This window comes from Sphingobacterium sp. GVS05A, from assembly GCF_019969845.1.
Taxonomy (GTDB): Bacteria; Bacteroidota; Bacteroidia; order Sphingobacteriales; family Sphingobacteriaceae; genus Sphingobacterium.
Genome location: NZ_JAHXYR010000007.1, coordinates 156,873 through 173,280 on the forward strand (window position 1 = coordinate 156,873; position 16,408 = coordinate 173,280).

General features: G+C 38.7%; 10 protein-coding genes. 3 read left to right on the top strand and 7 right to left on the bottom strand.

Annotation, left to right across the window (positions count from 1 at the left end; translation table 11 throughout):
• Window positions 1–14 precede the first annotated feature (14 nt).
• The 4 genes from LC454_RS17870 to LC454_RS17885 form a co-directional block, all read right to left on the bottom strand.
• Entirely contained in the window at window positions 15–1,181 is a 1,167-nt protein-coding gene (locus LC454_RS17870; RefSeq protein ID WP_223583825.1) for an ROK family protein, read from the bottom strand.
• Window positions 1,182–1,571: 390 nt separating this feature from the next.
• Window positions 1,572–2,735, bottom strand: coding sequence for an ROK family transcriptional regulator (locus LC454_RS17875; protein WP_223583826.1), 1,164 nt, complete (start codon window positions 2,733–2,735; stop codon window positions 1,572–1,574).
• A gap of 152 nt (window positions 2,736–2,887) precedes the next feature.
• Window positions 2,888–4,642, bottom strand: a complete 1,755-nt coding sequence (locus LC454_RS17880) for a SusD/RagB family nutrient-binding outer membrane lipoprotein (RefSeq protein ID WP_223583827.1) — start codon at window positions 4,640–4,642, stop codon at window positions 2,888–2,890.
• A gap of 18 nt (window positions 4,643–4,660) precedes the next feature.
• Window positions 4,661–7,966, bottom strand: coding sequence for a SusC/RagA family TonB-linked outer membrane protein (locus tag LC454_RS17885; RefSeq protein ID WP_223583828.1), 3,306 nt, complete (start codon window positions 7,964–7,966; stop codon window positions 4,661–4,663).
• Between the two features lie 321 nt (window positions 7,967–8,287).
• Here LC454_RS17885 and LC454_RS17890 point away from each other — a divergent pair, with 321 nt between their 5' ends.
• Both LC454_RS17890 and rpsO read left to right on the top strand, forming a co-directional pair.
• Window positions 8,288–9,499 (top strand): acyltransferase family protein, encoded by a 1,212-nt coding sequence (locus LC454_RS17890; protein ID WP_410528664.1) that lies wholly within the window; start codon window positions 8,288–8,290, stop codon window positions 9,497–9,499.
• 102 nt (window positions 9,500–9,601) lie between these two features.
• The gene (gene rpsO, locus LC454_RS17895; protein WP_120261475.1) at window positions 9,602–9,880 is read left to right on the top strand and encodes a 30S ribosomal protein S15; all 279 of its coding nucleotides are present in this window, start codon (window positions 9,602–9,604) and stop codon (window positions 9,878–9,880) included.
• A 111-nt stretch (window positions 9,881–9,991) separates the two neighbouring features.
• Here the strand turns inward: rpsO and LC454_RS17900 are convergent, their stop codons facing one another.
• A complete protein-coding gene (locus tag LC454_RS17900; RefSeq protein ID WP_223583830.1) occupies window positions 9,992–10,651 on the bottom strand; it encodes a DUF6266 family protein in 660 nt (219 codons plus the stop codon).
• Window positions 10,652–11,267: 616 nt separating this feature from the next.
• Here LC454_RS17900 and pnp point away from each other — a divergent pair.
• A complete protein-coding gene (gene pnp, locus LC454_RS17905) occupies window positions 11,268–13,454 on the top strand; it encodes a polyribonucleotide nucleotidyltransferase (protein ID WP_120261476.1) in 2,187 nt (728 codons plus the stop codon).
• A 216-nt stretch (window positions 13,455–13,670) separates the two neighbouring features.
• Here the strand turns inward: pnp and LC454_RS17910 are convergent, their stop codons facing one another.
• Window positions 13,671–13,997 (bottom strand): DUF493 domain-containing protein, encoded by a 327-nt coding sequence (locus LC454_RS17910; protein WP_223583831.1) that lies wholly within the window; start codon window positions 13,995–13,997, stop codon window positions 13,671–13,673.
• Window positions 13,998–14,074: 77 nt separating this feature from the next.
• Window positions 14,075–16,357 carry a GH92 family glycosyl hydrolase gene (locus LC454_RS17915; protein ID WP_223583832.1) on the bottom strand — a complete coding sequence of 761 codons (2,283 nt, stop codon included), beginning with the start codon at window positions 16,355–16,357 and terminating at the stop codon, window positions 14,075–14,077.
• Window positions 16,358–16,408: the final 51 nt, after the last annotated feature.

Sequence of the window (16,408 nt, forward strand, 5' to 3'; positions counted from 1 at the left end):
ATTAAGTAAAGAGTTTAATTCGTTAAAATGCGATTGATATAATGTTCGACAACTAATGCAGCTGTCCCTTTTTGTTGTGCAGTTTTGTGTAGCCCCGAAATTTCTATTTCAGTCATTTTCGCTATTCTCGGGATACTAAATTCATTGATAGCATTCTGGATTTGCGGACCTAATATATGTCCGATCTCCGCTCCGCGGCCACTGATAATAACTTTATTCGGATTGAGGATATGAAGTAGGGTAGAGATGCCTTTTCCGATCATATAACCGATCTTTCCGATATTGTAAATAACCAATTGATCGCCTATTTTTGCAGCCTCAATAAGGGCGTTATTTTTGTTGCTCATGGTTTTGATGAGCGTACTGTAGATGGAGTATTCTCCTTGTTGGATGGCTATCTCCGTTTGCTCTATGGCAGATTTTAAAGATGCCTCTACTTCGAGGCAGCCCCTTTTTCCACAAGAACATAGGCTGTTGGTGTTCGAAAGCGGGATATGACTAAACTCACCAGCGAAACCCGTAGCACCAGTGAAAATTTCACCATTAATGATAATACCTAAACCTACTCCCCAATTCAGATTAATAACTAAGGTGTGTGTACTGTCGACCCCACCACCAAATTCCTTTTCGGCCCAAGCGACGCAACGAGAATCATTGTCGATTATTGTAGGTATATCTAGCTTGCTTTCAATACTATTCTTAAGATGATGAAGTGGATTATGATCGGCAAAGGAATCATTGACGCCAAGATGAGCGTTGACAAAACCTGGCATGCTGATTCCTATCCCAATAATTTTGTTGTTCTTTAATTTGTGATGCTTAATAAATTTCTTGATGTACTCCAGAATGTCATCTCCTGCGGATTCGTCCCCTAGATCGAGTCTGATATCCGATGTTTCAGCTAAGATTTCTTGTTTCAGATTGCTCAGATTAATGGATGTATAGAACTGATCTACGGATACACTAATAATGAAGTGATCTACGTCATCATTTAACGCATATAATGCAGCTCTCCTGCCTCCAGTCGAAACAGCCAAACCTTTGTCCACAATAATATGTTGCGCTAATAGCTCATTAACTGCTTTTGTAACAATAGGTGTGCTCTTTGACAGACTTTTAGAAAGTCCAGCAATAGACAGCTCCTTTAGATAGTAAAGATATACAAGGATTTTCTCCTTCAATTCCATTATATTATGTGGGGATGCGTTAGTGTTTTCCCATTTAGTGAGCGCTAAAGATATGTTATATTTGTGTTAAGTAGAAATAACTTTTTATCTTTTTTTAAAAAGTAGTCTTTTTGATTTGTTAAATTTTATTTTGTTTGTGTGGATGAAAAAAAAAACGCTCTCAAAATAGGAGCGTTTTATAGGAATCTCTGTATGGATCCATTATATTGTTGGTCCGTACTTTCTTTTTGTCGATTATCTGTTTTTATATCTTCTACATGTCCTTAGACATTTTTTTTCAGACCATGTTAGTTTAGAACACCACGGTATAGGAAGAGTTGCAGCTAAATTAGTATTAAGACTGAAAATCAAGATTAGAGTATATAAAATAGCAGCTTTACATGGCTAATGGATAATATTATCGATCAGATGTTCGGCTACTAAGGCCGCTGTGCCCATTTGCTGTGCGTCTTTGTGAAGTTCAGAAATTTCTATTTTTGTCATTTTTGCAATTTTAGGAATGCTGAACTCATTGATCGCTACCTGGATCTGTGGGGCTATAATATCACCCACTTCCGCTCCACGGCCACTAATAATTATTTTGTTCGGATTGAGGATATGCAGCAAGGTTGAAATACCTTTTCCGAGCATGTAGCCAATTTTTCCGAGATTATTAATTGCGATTTGATCGCCCAACTTTGCAGCCTCAATTAATGTATCAGCTTTATTGGAATTTATTTTAGCAAAAGTTGAGTAAATAGAATATTCACCATTTTGGATATCTGATTCGGTATTTTGTATGGCAGCATTTAAGGATGCTTCGACTTCAAGACAGCCTCTCTTGCCACATGAGCATAGGGTGTTTTTATCGGACAATGGGATATGACTAAACTCCCCGGCAAATCCTGTTGCACCTTTAAAGATCTCTCCGTTTATGATAATTCCAAGACCAACCCCCCAATTTAAGTTAATCACCAATGTATGTGCAATGTCAACCCCATGACCAAATTCTTTTTCTGCCCAGGCAACACATCGTGAATCATTGTCAATGACCGTGGCTACCTGCAACTTGTCTTCAATTTGCTTATATAGATGGTGAAGCGAGGAGTTTTGGGGATAGGAATCGTTTATTTTCTCTTCCGGATTGACAAATCCGGGCATACTGATTCCCACTCCAATGATATTTTTTTTGTCGATCCGGCTTTCATGAAGAATAGTTTCCAAGGAATGGAGAATCCGTTCTCCGGCATCCTGCTCTTTTAGGTTGATCGCGACATCCTTCTGCTGTGCAACGATAGTGTGTGCTAAATTGGAAATCGTAAAGGAACTGTAATATTGATCTATCGCTATACTGATAATAAAATAAGGCAGGTTATTGTTGAGCCCATATTGGGACGCACGTCGACCACCTGTTGATTCCCCCAGACCATTATCAAGGATAAGTTCTTGTTTCACAAGTTCATTAATCGTCTTTGTGACTATAGGTGTACTTTTTGAAAGAGATTTAGAAAGATCCGCAATGGATTGTGTCTTATTATAATATAATAATCGTAAAATGTCCGCTTTCATCGTTTAATTGACCTAATATAGGAAATGGTTATAATTGTTAGATAAAGATAAGTATTTTAGATAAGCTTTAAGAACTTTTTAAATACTTTTAAAAAGTGGAAAGCCTAGACTTGACTCTAGGCTTTCAGTGCTGGTAAATATGGAGCTATGCGTTATTCGAAATTGGAATCGCTCCAATAAGGATTTACATTTCTTAGATTTTGAGGTACCCAAAAGATCGATGTTGTAAAATTATCATCTGATTTCACTTTTGCATAGTTGTCTGGGTTGTTTTGTTGTTCTGCTGTAGGGTATCTTAATCTCTCAGGGAACGGTTTCATTACTTTTCCATTAAAAGTCATTGGTTCCAGTTTTGGATGTCTTGTTCTTCTGACTTCTGTCCATAATTCGTATGGGCACATGATGTTTAAATGGATATATTTTTGTTGCATAATAATTTCCAGTTTATCATCGGCATTGGTTTTAGCATTATATTTAGCTGCGATGAAGTCAGAATATTTTGTGACATCACTCGCGGCTGGTTTGGCTGGGTGTAATATCAGTTGACTTTTTTGGAAGTCACTTTCATCACTTCTATTATACCAAAAATTAGTAGAGTTAGAAATTGCATTTTTGATATGTGCATCAGCTGTACGACCGGTATTTCCTAAGTTTTTTAAAGTAATTTCGGCCAAGATCAAGTCTACTTCTGCTTGTGACATCATATAGACTGGGAACTTCTTGTTCATGGTAATGTTGGCAAAATTATAAAGAGATTTTGAATTTTGTTTGAAATGATCACTTATATTCCCATTGGGCCCACCTGTGTAATATTTCTCTCCGCCATCATAAATTGGTTTTTGGGCATCTGCATTCATACTGACTCCACGATAGTCTCCGATGGATTCGGCAAAATTACTATGCTTAGTTGGAAATGCAATTACAGGTAGTCTAGGGTCATCTACACCTTTTTCATACGCAGAAGTGCCATAGTTCATCCTTTTTATTATAATATTAGGGATGAATGTGCCTGCCCAACCTTCAAATAATCCTCTAACCCATTCTCCACCGTTTCTTGGATCTAGGTCATAAGGCATTTGCCAAACCATATCTGTTGTAGGTAGATTGTTCTTTGCCAACGTTTCATTAATGTGCGTCTTCGCCGTATTTTCGTCTACTCCGGATATCCTTAATGCATATTTTAGGCGCAAAGCATTGATGTACTGAAGCCATTTATTGATGTCGCCTCGAAATGCAATATCTTGATTTTTAAATGTTGAAATAGCAGCAGGGCTCATTTTGTCGTATGCAGCAGGAAGTTCATCTGAGATCTTTTTTAAATCTCCCAATACACTTAGATAGATTTCTTTTGGATCATCATATTTTGGAAAAAATAAACGATCCTTGCCGCGAAAGGCTTCCGAATAGGGGATGGAGTTATAAAAATCTACAGTGAGTAGAGCTGCATAATCTTTAACAACCGTCACTAAATGATAGTATATGATATTATCGTCAAGCTCCTGCCCGGATACATTAGCTAGGTTGTCTTTGATCACAGCCCAAGCATTCGCGCGTTCATAAAACGCCTTCATTCTGTTCTGCCATAATTGGTTTTCACTTCCGAACCCGTTAACACCTGATAAGTCATCATAAAGACTAAACCAAGCATAGCGATCCGTTATATAGCGTTGTGAGACTTGTGTATAGCCCGCGACACCCATGGCGCCTGTTCCTGCTATATCCCACCACCATTCGCCGTAGTCTTGAACATAAAATTTCCATTGGTACAGTGTAGAAGTAAATAATCCGCTAAAAAGATTTCCTGTTTTGTCATATATTTCAGGATTGGTAAATTCCTTATCTAATGTCTTTTTACATCCTGTAAATAGGATAAAAACCGATGCTATTACTATTGATATTTTTTTCATGATTGAATGTCTAATTGGTTAAAAACTAACGTTAACACCGAAAGTGAATGTTCTGACGGATGGATAAAACGAATTTTCAATGTAGGATTGTGCACCAAGAGCGGCTTCAGCATCAATATTTGGTATACTTTTGTAAAGATATCCAAGGTTTCTAGCAGCAGCCGTCAAGGTCAACTTTTGGAGTTTTAAATTATTAGCCCATTGCTGCGGAATGGTATATGAAACCGAGATCTCTCGAAATTTGATATAGTCGTTTTTGAACAAACGATCTGGCGGCCAAGATGTGCCCAAGTCATTAATATAAGTTCCATAATAGGTTGGCGCGCTTACAATTTGGTTGTTTTTGACGTATGCCCCATTTGATTCCATTACCCCGTCCAAAATTATACCATCGTGATAAATTATCCCATCTTTGGAATCCGATGGAGCAGCTGCATTATGTTGCGTTTGGATAAATTTGTTGTTTTTATCGATGTAATAAGCAACACCTCCATTTTCTTCGTCACGCCCTGGTAAGCTTTGCTTGATCACCCCTGTACCCATTAAATAGTTATTGGTATAAGAAAAGACAGATCCGCCGAATTTGTAATCCAATCCGAGGTGGAAATTGAACCCTTTGAAGAAGAAATCATTCATAAAACCGCCGAAAATATCAGGATTGACATTTTTTCCAATGTAGGAGACATCGTCAGATAATTGATATAATCCATTTGGGCCAATAATCTTGTTTCCGCTTTCATCTCTTTTATAGTCATAGGCTTTAATTTCGCCAATTCTTTTTCCTTCTTCAGCAAATACTTGGAAGCCACTATTTCCAGTGATGTATTTTTGAGTGATTCCTGGGTATAATGCGATGACTTTTGAAAATTGATTAGCAGCGGTAAATGTTAGATCCCATCTAAATTTTTCGTTCGCAATTGGTGCCGCCTTGATGAATATCTCGTGTCCCCAATTCCTTAAATTTCCGGTATTAATTTTGGCAGAGGAATAGCCTGTTGAGGAAGATAAGGGCTGAGAAATAATCTGATCGTAGGTATTGTTGTTATAAAACGAATAATCAATTTCTAATCTACTGTTTTGGAACCACCTTGTATTAAATCCGATCTCTATTTCTCTTTTTCTAAACGGTTTTATCATTTCTAGGAAGAGACTGGATGGAGGAGTGACAGTAACTGGGCCATAAGAGTATGGTAACTGTCCTACACTAAAAATGTTATTTGCAAAATATCGATCTCCGGTAGCGGTCGAGGGACCTCCACCGACATTTGCCCAGGCTACGCGAAGTTTACCATACTGTAGCTTGGGTATTTTAAAGTCGTTTGAAAAGTTCCATGTATAGGAAAGTCCAGGATAAAAATAGGAGTTATTAGGTGATTGTAAGGTAGAATTCCAGTCGTTTCGGGCTTGCAATTCCAGATAGTGACTTTCTTTATAAGATATTGTAGCCGATCCAAGCATGCTATATAAAACATCAGACCCTCTTCCATTTCCCATAACCTGACCTCGAGCTCCTGCGGTAGGCCAATTTGCAATATTGGCATTGTTTAATGAATACCAGTCTGGATACAATAAGCCCATATTCCCTGTAGAAGTAAACATATTGTTGTCGGTAATCTTTTGATATGCACCACCTATAAATCCAAAAACGTTCCAATCTTTGTTGAAACTATTTTCGTATTTCATGAGTCCTTGATAGTTTTGTACGGTTGTATTGCGTTTGGTCCATTTATATCCGCCTCCAATTCTATCTGGAACCATTCTGGTTATTTTATTTTCAGTAACAACATCTGTATTGGTGTAATCAATAGACGCTTGTCCAATAAATGAAACATGTGGACTAAATTGTAATGTCGTTTTGATTGAGCTGACTAAGTGGAATTTGGTGTCTTTATCTAGATTATCATTCTGTTCCCAAAGGATATTAGAGGTGGCATTAGGCCAAAAGCCCGGTGAACCGCCTGCTAAACCATAGGGTTCAAGATCTTTTCTGTATCCTTGTGCGTCATGATAAAATCCTTTAATCCAATTGTAATCATAGTCGCGATTTAAGCCTGTAGCCACCCATTGTTGAATATTGGGCCTTCTATTTTTTGTGTTGACGCTATACAAATTGTTCACAAATTCGAAACTGGCAAATTTCGATGGCATAAAATTTCCATTGAAACTAAATGTATTTTGCTTTTGTTTAAACCCAGGTAATATATCGTTGTAGGTATTGGTGGTATAGGACGCACGAGCGCTACCAATCTCGCCTCCCCCTGAAACGGCTATATTAGTCCTGTTATTAACTCCTGTTTTAAAAAAATTAATAAAGTTGTCCGGATAGGCATGATACGTACTCATGGTGCTATCATAAAGCATAATGTCTGAGTTGTCAAATTTAGGCCCGAAACTAAATCTACTCAGTGGTAACTTTCTAATTTTTTTACCATTAATATCTGCATACTGGATGTCATTGGTAGATGCTCCAGATCCATAGTCATTTTGGAAGTCAATATAAGTAAATGGTTTGTCAATACTTATCTGCTGGTTCACTTGAATTCCTAGCCCACGTGTTTTCCGTCCACTTTTTGTTGTTACTAAAACAACACCATTTAAAGCTTGGCTACCATAAAGCACGGTGGCTTTCGCCCCTTTTAGAATCTCGATTGACTCAATATCTTCAGAATTTAAGTCATTTATTCCCGATCCCATATCAAAAGAATTCAAAGGATCATATCCCCTTGATTCCATTGAAGTACTTTCGTCATAAAGCGGTACACCGTCTACAACAAATAGTGGCCGTGTATTAGTTCCAGATTCCAATCCTGCGGCTCCGCGAATACGAATATTGACGCCACCTGTTGGACCACCTGAACCTATATTGATGCCCACACCTGCGGCTTTTCCGTACATTGCTAGAAAAGGGTTCTGGGTTGCCCCTGCTTTTAGCAAGTCGTCAGAGGTAACGGTTGCTGTTGCATAACCTAACGATTTTTTATCTCTTTTGATGCCTAAAGCTGTTACAACAACTTCATCTAATGAAGATTCGTCACTTTCCAATAAGATTTTAATTGCGCTCGCCGAACCGACAACGATTTCCTGAGGTTTGTAACCAATCATAGAAATTCGGATCGTTTGTCCTTTTTCAGCGTTGATTTTAAATGATCCGTGCTCATTGGTAAGTGTTTTGGCAATTGAGCCTTTAACGGCTACAGTAGCACCAGGAAGGGGGCCTGTTTTGTCTGACACATTGCCAGAAACCGTTTGTTGCGCATAAAGTGCTGTTGCGCTAAACAGTGTGCATAGGGCTAAGCCTGCACTTTTTTTGTAAAAGACACTCATTTTCTACTATTTAAGGTTAATTAAATTGTTTAGTACTATGTCAATCCTTGGGATCAGCTATAGTTTTTGGTTAAATGTTAATCCAGGTACTCTAGTTAATAATCCGTATGATCTGGCTTATTGTTCCAGATCGTTATGTTTAAAAAACAAAATATGGTTAGTATAAATTTTGTTACATAAAATTAGGTATTTATTATTAAGTTCCAAATACTTTTTAAAAAAAAATAAAAAGAACTCCTGTTTGTGCCATTATTATTTTTTTTTATGCATAAATATGAATTGGGTAATACCTATATTTACTAGCTAATCACTTAATTTATGATGAAACAACGTTATTATTCCTTGGATGTGTTTCGTGGGGCTACTGTGGCACTGATGATTATGGTAAACAATCCTGGGACATGGGCGCACATGTTTGCACCGCTTAAACATGCAGCCTGGCATGGATGCTCCCCAACAGACCTCGTTTTTCCGTTTTTTCTATTCGCTGTAGGGAATGCGATGTCCTTTGTGATTCCCCGCTTGCAAGAAGCAGGTCCGGCAGTTTTCTGGAAGAAAGTGCTTAAACGTACGGTCTTAATTTTTGCAATTGGTCTTTTTATTAACTGGTGGCCTTTTATTAAATGGGAGGGAGCGGAACTGGTTTTTAAACAATGGGTAGATCCCAATGATCCAAGTCGAGGTATTCGTATCCTTGGGGTATTGCAACGTATCGCCATTGCTTATTGTTTTGCATCTATATTAGCTTATTATTTTAAAGAAAAGGCAATTATCTGGATTTCTGCAGGTATACTATTGCTGTACTGGGCTGTTTGTGCATTAGCAGGGGGTGCTGATCCATATAGCTTAGAAGGATGGTTTGGGACAAAGTACGATATCGCTATTTTAGGGGTGCCGCATATTTATAAAGGTGAAGGTGTGCCATTCGATCCAGAGGGCTTGATGAGTACTTTGCCGGCAGTAGTTCAGGTTGTGTTTGGCTATCTGGTAGGGGTGTTTATTAAAAAACAAGGGCAGGTGGACTGGCTCTGGTCTAAGGTGCCTGCTTCAAATGAACCACATTTTAAATTGTTGTCGGGGATGTTTGTGACTGGTTTTATCCTTGTTGTTTTAGCATGGATCTGGGCACTCGGTTTTCCGATCAATAAAAAAATCTGGACAAGTTCTTATGTGCTCTATACGACAGGACTTGCTACAATGACCATTGGCGGTATGATCTGGTTTATAGAGGTACAAGGTGTCAAAAATAAATTGACCCAATTTTTTGATGTGTTTGGCAAAAACCCTTTATTTATATTTGTACTGAGCGGAATTTTACCTCGTTTTCTGGGGCTATTCCGCATCCCGGATGGACTAGCTGAAGATGGGACTCAAAAATATATTGACGCTTTTGGCTGGTTTTATAAATATGTCTGTGCCCAAGTTCCCGGAATCCCGGAAGTCGGTTCTTTTGTCTATTCACTGTGTTTTTTAACGCTAATGTGGGTAATCTGCTACTGGCTGGATAAGAAAAAGATATATGTAAAAGTATAGTGAGAGCGAAGAGGTTAGGATGGTGTATTTGCTGATCCAAAAAAAAATACTACCTTTGCACGCAATTAATAAATTTTTTAACGCTTTAATATTATTCAAGAAATGTATTTAAGTAAAGAGTACAAAGCTGGAATCTTCGCAGAATTTGCTGGATCAGCTACTAACACTGGATCTACAGAAGGTCAAGTTGCTTTATTCACTAAGAGAATTGCTCACTTAACAGAGCATTTGAAAAAGAACAGAAAAGATTTCGGTACACAACGTGCCCTACAAATGTTGGTAGGTAAACGTCGTTCATTATTGGCTTATCTTTACAAAACTGATATTAACCGTTACCGTGCGATCATCAAAGGTCTAGGTCTACGTGATATCATCAAATAAGCTTTTGTACAAAGGTTTTTAGGAAAGCCATCCAAATTTTGGATGGCTTTTTTTATAAAATATCTCGTTTTAGGTATTATACCTATATAATTGTGTCATTAATAACTATCGTCACACGTCTATCTTGCCCAAGTGCAGACTGTCTGTATTACCTCCACCATAGCTCTCTACAAAAAATATATACACTTCATAAGTCGCTTCCTTTGTATGTTCTGGAATATTAATATCCTGTTTGCCAGATATTAAGCTGTTTTTCGATTCGTTCGTCAAAAGTGCATATTCAACTCCATTATCCGCTGCGCTATATAGGACTAGGAAGGAATCGTAAGACCTTGTGTCAAACTTCTTCTCCAGATAGGCATCATATTCCCAAGTAACCTGAAGCACTCCGTTTTCTTGATCGAAATCCATCGTGTAAGAAGTGATGGGGTTGGGGCTTCCTTTGGCAACCATAAATTTCTTCCAGTCAACTACAAAACCGTCTCCTTCCTGCATAAGTGCTTCGTTCAGATTATAAGACATCGCACCATCATATGCCCGCTTTGGATAACTGTACGCCTTATAGCCTATCTTGATGATCGGATTTAACATACTAATATGCGACCTCACAATTTTGAAGCGTGTTCTACTGAGCAGCTGTTCAGTAGTGGGCTCCCGTTTTTTAACGCGTGGGAGAGAGCGTACATAATTTCCTGTTTTCGTCAACACAAACACAACAGAACCTGCTTTCCCAGAAACAGTTCCATTAACGCCATTTTTGATAATTGCCATAACTAACTGATTAGAAAATAGATAATCAAGATAAACATTAAAACCGAAACATCCTAATACCAAATTATACCTAATAACAATTTTTAATCAATTTTTAGACAGTAATCAGTCATTCGTTATTCAGTCTATACTGAGTCATCACTGAGCAAGCACTGAACAAACACTGAAGAAGTAGCGTTAAAAGATAAAATTTGATCCCTATTTGATCATAATGTGCTGTCCTTAAAAATTAAAGGAGGAAAAAAGGAAAGGAGTGTGATTGTGTAACAAAAATGCCCAAATTTAAAATCACAATTTCTGGCTTGATAAGTTAGATCTAAATATATTAAAAGTACCCAATGTCCGATTTTTTCTGGATGGGCCGTTGTTTTTCGGAAAATGTTCCAAAAGGTACAACCTAAAAAAGCACCTTCGGGTGCTTTTTTAGAAGCAGATTTCCAAAGAATGACATCGGATGCTTCAGCTCCCTGTGGGCTGAGTATTGGCTTTGCATATTTAGCCTGCTGTTAATTGCATTAATCTTAATATTTTAATTTACCTTTGTGCTGAAATCTAACGTATTTAAAATATCGGCACGCTGCCAACAAGATGAAAAGCGTGTCAAAAACAAGATTAAATGAATTACAACGAAATTAAAACAACCATCGATATGGGTAATGGCACCCAAATCGAATTGTCTACAGGGAAATTAGCGAAACAAGCTGATGGTGCTGTAGTACTAAAACAAGGTGATACAATGTTGCTTGCAACTGTCGTTTCTGCCAAAGAAGCTAAATCTGGAGTTGATTTTTTACCACTTTCAGTAGATTATCAAGAGAAATATGCGGCTACTGGTCGTATCCCAGGTGGTTTCTTACGCCGTGAGGCTAGATTATCAGACTATGAGGTATTGATTTCTCGTTTGGTAGATCGCGCATTACGTCCATTATTCCCTGAAAACTATCACGCAGATACACAAGTTGCCATCAGCTTAATCTCTGCTGATAAAGATATTATGCCTGACGCTTTAGCAGGTTTGGCAGCATCTGCTGCAATTGCAGTTTCTGATATTCCTTTCAACGGTCCTATCTCAGAAGTTCGTGTAGCGAAAATTGACGGTCAATTAGTCATCAATCCAAAATTATCTGAACTTGAAAATGCAACTTTAGAATTTATCGTTGCTGGTTCTGCTCAGGATATCGGTATGGTGGAAGGTGAAGCGAAAGAAATTTCAGAAGCTGAAATGGTTGAAGCTATTGCTTTTGCTCACGAGGCTATCAAAAAGCAAGTTGCTGCACAGGTAGAATTGGCTAATTTGGTCGGTAAAACTGTGAAACGTGCGTATAATCACGAGCCTGAAAACCTTGAATTGAGAGATTCTATTTTTGCTGCTACTTATGATAAAGTATACGCAATTGCAAAATCAGCTTCTGCAAAACATGACCGTTCTGAAAACTTTGCAAAAATTGCTGAGGAATACAGAGCAACAATGCCTGAAGAATTAGACGATGATACTGCATTCTTATTCAAAAAATATTTCCACGATGTTCAGTATGATGCTGTCCGTAATCTAGTTTTGGATGAAGGCATGCGTTTAGATGGTCGTAACGTACGTACGGTACGTCCAATCTGGTCTGAAGTGGATTACTTACCAGCAGCACACGGTTCTGCCGTATTCACACGTGGTGAAACACAATCATTGACTTCGGTTACTTTAGGTGCTAAAGACGATGAGCAAATGATTGATGGTGCTTTTATCAACGGTTATAACAAATTTATCCTTCACTACAACTTCCCTGCGTTTTCTACGGGTGAAGTAAGACCGAACAGAGGTCCTGGCCGTCGTGAAGTTGGTCATGGTAACTTGGCAATGCGTTCATTGAAACAAGTATTACCTGCAGATAACGAAAACCCATATACAATCCGTGTGGTTTCTGATATTTTGGAATCCAATGGTTCGTCTTCCATGGCGACAGTATGTGCCGGTACATTGGCTCTTTTGGATGCTGGTGTGAAGTTGAAAGCTCCTGTATCTGGTATTGCAATGGGATTGATCTCTGATGAGAAAACTGGTAAATATGCAATTTTATCGGATATCTTAGGAGATGAAGATCACTTAGGTGATATGGACTTTAAGGTAACTGGTACTGAAAAAGGTATTGTTGCTTGTCAGATGGACTTAAAAATCAATGGTTTGAAATGGGAAGTGTTGACACAGGCTTTGGATCAAGCGAAAGAAGCTCGTTTACACATCTTAGGTGAAATGAAGAAAACCATTTCTGCTCCACGTGAAGACTACAAACCACATGCACCTCGTATCGTACAATTGTTGATCGATAAAGAATTTATCGGTGCTGTGATCGGTCCAGGTGGTAAGATCATTCAGGAAATGCAACGTGAGACTGGTGCAACAATCTCTATCGAAGAGGTTGATAACAAAGGTGTCGTTCAGGTATTTGCGGACAATAAAGCTGCAATTGATGATGCAGTAGGTCGTATCAAAGCGATTGCTTCTAAACCTGAGATCGGTGAAACTTACGAAGGTAAAGTAAAATCAATTATGCCATTTGGTGCATTCGTAGAGATTATGCCAGGTAAAGATGGTTTATTACACATCTCTGAAATTGACTGGAAACGTCTTGAAACAATGGATGGAATCTTCAAAGAAGGTGATAAAGTAACGGTTAAATTATTGGATATCGACAAGCAAGGTAAAATGAAACTTTCACGTAAAGCTTTATTGCCTCGTCCTCCAAGAGAAGATAAGCCAAAACAAGATAACCCGAATGGCGAAGCTCCAGTAGCTGGTGCCGGTCAGGAATAAACTTGGTCTTGAACTCATATAGAAAAGCCCGCTAATAGCGGGCTTTTTTGTGGACTTTATTTGATTAAACTTTCGGCTACGCGCTATCGTATGATCCGAAAGAAATGTTTGACCTGATAGGGCAGGAAAATTGATTGTTCGAGTGGCCTTGGTCAAGCAGGAACTTCTTGAACCATAAACAAAAGAGGCTGTCATTTCGACAGCCTCTTTTAGTTTTTATAACATAATAACACCTTTTATCTTGGCAACTTCTTTGTAGAAGTAAATGACCTGATCTGCATCTTTTACATTCAGGTTGACCGTGATCGAGGTATATTTTCCTGTTTTGGAATCCTTGAAGTCAAATCGTGCATCAGTATCATCAAATACTTGTTGGATCTGGTTGAAATGATCCTGATCCTTTGGTAAGATGAACTTATAGGTATAGTCTTTTGGAAAGGTCTCCAAATCTTCTAATCTTTCTTTAAAGCTTTCATAGAAGTCTTTTGGATTCTCGCCACCATCAGGGATGTCTTGTATATTGATGTTTTTGTAATCTGCCATTTTTTGTTCTCCTTAAATTTATATAATAAGGTATTAACAAATATTAATCCATGAATGTTTTGCTGACAATTTTTCAGTTAATTATTGTCAACGCTTGTAGGTCTGTCTGCTTTATTTTTTCCGAAGTTTTTATTTGGCGTAGCGCTCATCTCAATTTCCATCTGACCACCCTGTAGCAATTGTGCATGTGTGATGAAAGTCTTGGTGTAAGGTTTTCCGTCCAATTTGATCGATTTGATGTATTGGTTTGCTTTACCTTGGTTTTTAACCGTGATCGCTAAAGTTTTTCCATTTGGCAAATTGATGTTGGCATGTTCCATCATCGGCGAACCAAATACATACACACCGCTCATGGCATTCAATGGATAGAATCCCATCGCTGAGAATACATACCATGCACTCATCTGACCGACGTCATCGTTACCACAAAGTCCTGCTGGTGTATTTGTATAGAAATCGGTCATCGCCTTACGCGCTAATGCTGCACCTTTCCATGGCTGTCCTGCATAGGCGTATAAGTATGGGATATGGTGGTTAGGCTCATTGCCTTGTGCATATTGGCCGATTAGGCCTGAGATATCCGGAGAAGCTTCTCCTCCTAGATCCGAAGACATGGTTGTGAAGTAATCCAGTTTCTTTAAAAATTGCTGTTCGCCGCCAAAAAGATTGATCAAACCTGTCACATCTTGTGGTACCAACCAAGTATATTGCCATGCATTCCCTTCACAGTAATCATTTTCACGGTGTTTGGCCATTAATGGATCAAAAGGTCTGCGGAAGTCTCCATTAGCTTTTCTGCCGACAAAGTGACCTACTTCTTTATCAAAATATTGCTCATATAATTTATAGCGTTTTTTGAAATAAGCAGCATCTTCTGTCTTTCCTAATTTTTCTGCAATTTTATAAGCGCCAAAGTCGGCGATAGCATATTCCAGTGCCCAGGCAACGGATTCATTCGGCATACTGTCAATAGGAATATAAGTCAGGTCGCGCGCAAATTTCAACCCATGGTCATTGCCCATAGCGGTTGTTTTGACAGCCTCCCATACTAAAGGATAATCCTTCTCGTCGATGATTCCTTTTAAGAAGGCATCTGCGATGACCGGAATGGCAGGCAAACCAACCATGGTGTTGGTTTCGTTACCCTGCAGATGCCACATCGGTAATTTCCCTTGTTGTTGATAGATGGCAAGCATCGTTTTGATAAAATCCTGATTGATTTTACGGTCCTCAAGGATAGTCATCAACGGATGAAGTCCACGATAGGTATCCCATAGGGAGAATACGGTATGATTTACAAAATCTTGCTTTGCGTAAACCTGCTTATCCGTACCCAAATAATCACCGTTTGCATCGTTGAAAATTGTAGGGGCGAAGTAGGTGTGGTATAAAGCAGTATAGAAGATTGTTTTTGTATCCTTATCTGCTTCAAACTGGATTTTGTTCAAAGTTTTATTCCAACGTTGATCGGCTTCTTGTTTTACTTTCTCAAAATTCCAGCCCGGAATCTCCACATTGATATTATTTAAAGCATTGGTGGAGCTGACCGGCGAAATTCCGACTTTCAGTTCAATGTTCTTGTTTTTAGCCGCATCGAAGAAAAGCGCTGCTTTGATGGCTTGTCCTTTGAAGGTGGTCTGACCGAATTTTTCGTCTTTGCCATCAAAGAATCTAACCTTTTGGATAGGCTGTGAAGTTTTTATGGCAAAGTATAGTTTTTGGTCACTGGCCCAACCTGTGGAAAAACGATAACCAACGAATGTAGAATCATTGATCTGTTTGATATAGGTATCGGTTGGTTTGTCCCAATTGATGTGATAACCCAGGTCAACCAAGATATGGGCATTGTCTGTTTTTTCATATCGGTATTGGTGGTAACCAACTCTTTCCGTTGCTGTGAGATTGGCCTGAACCTTGTAATCATCCAGATAGGCGCTGTAGAAGCCTGGTTTAGCGACTTCATTTTCTTTTTTGAATGACGAGCCATAGCCTGTATTCATTTTGTTGAATTCTGCAGGTGTCAATTGTAGCTTGCCATTCGCAGGAACGATCATAAGATCATTGAGGTCTCCAATGCCTGTTCCGCTCAGGTGGGTGTGGGTAAAACCCAATATTTCTTGGCTTTTGTAATTGTAGCCGCTGCACCAATCCCAGCCGTTGAATTTGTCCCAGATCTGTGGGATCTGCGTTGGCCCAAGTTGTACTGCACCTAAAGGTACATTGGCTCCGACAAACACGTGTCCGTGATCTGCTGATCCAATAAATGGATTGACATATTGTGTTAAATTTTGCTGAGCTTGAACGCAAAATGGTAAAATTAGCGTGCCCAACACTGTTGTGATGAGTTTATTTCCTGTCATAGGTTTTGTGTTCGGGTATTTGAAACTGCTTAAAATTAGTAAATAAAACCT

Coding starts and splice junctions, on each gene's coding strand:
- LC454_RS17875 (WP_223583826.1), bottom strand. CDS start 2,735: ATGAAAGCGGACATTTTACGATTATTATATTATAATAAGACACAATCC.
- LC454_RS17880 (WP_223583827.1), bottom strand. CDS start 4,642: ATGAAAAAAATATCAATAGTAATAGCATCGGTTTTTATCCTATTTACA.
- LC454_RS17885 (WP_223583828.1), bottom strand. CDS start 7,966: ATGAGTGTCTTTTACAAAAAAAGTGCAGGCTTAGCCCTATGCACACTG.
- LC454_RS17890 (WP_410528664.1), top strand. CDS start 8,288: ATGAAACAACGTTATTATTCCTTGGATGTGTTTCGTGGGGCTACTGTG.
- rpsO (WP_120261475.1), top strand. CDS start 9,602: ATGTATTTAAGTAAAGAGTACAAAGCTGGAATCTTCGCAGAATTTGCT.
- LC454_RS17900 (WP_223583830.1), bottom strand. CDS start 10,651: ATGGCAATTATCAAAAATGGCGTTAATGGAACTGTTTCTGGGAAAGCA.
- pnp (WP_120261476.1), top strand. CDS start 11,268: ATGAATTACAACGAAATTAAAACAACCATCGATATGGGTAATGGCACC.
- LC454_RS17910 (WP_223583831.1), bottom strand. CDS start 13,997: ATGGCAGATTACAAAAACATCAATATACAAGACATCCCTGATGGTGGC.
- LC454_RS17915 (WP_223583832.1), bottom strand. CDS start 16,357: ATGACAGGAAATAAACTCATCACAACAGTGTTGGGCACGCTAATTTTA.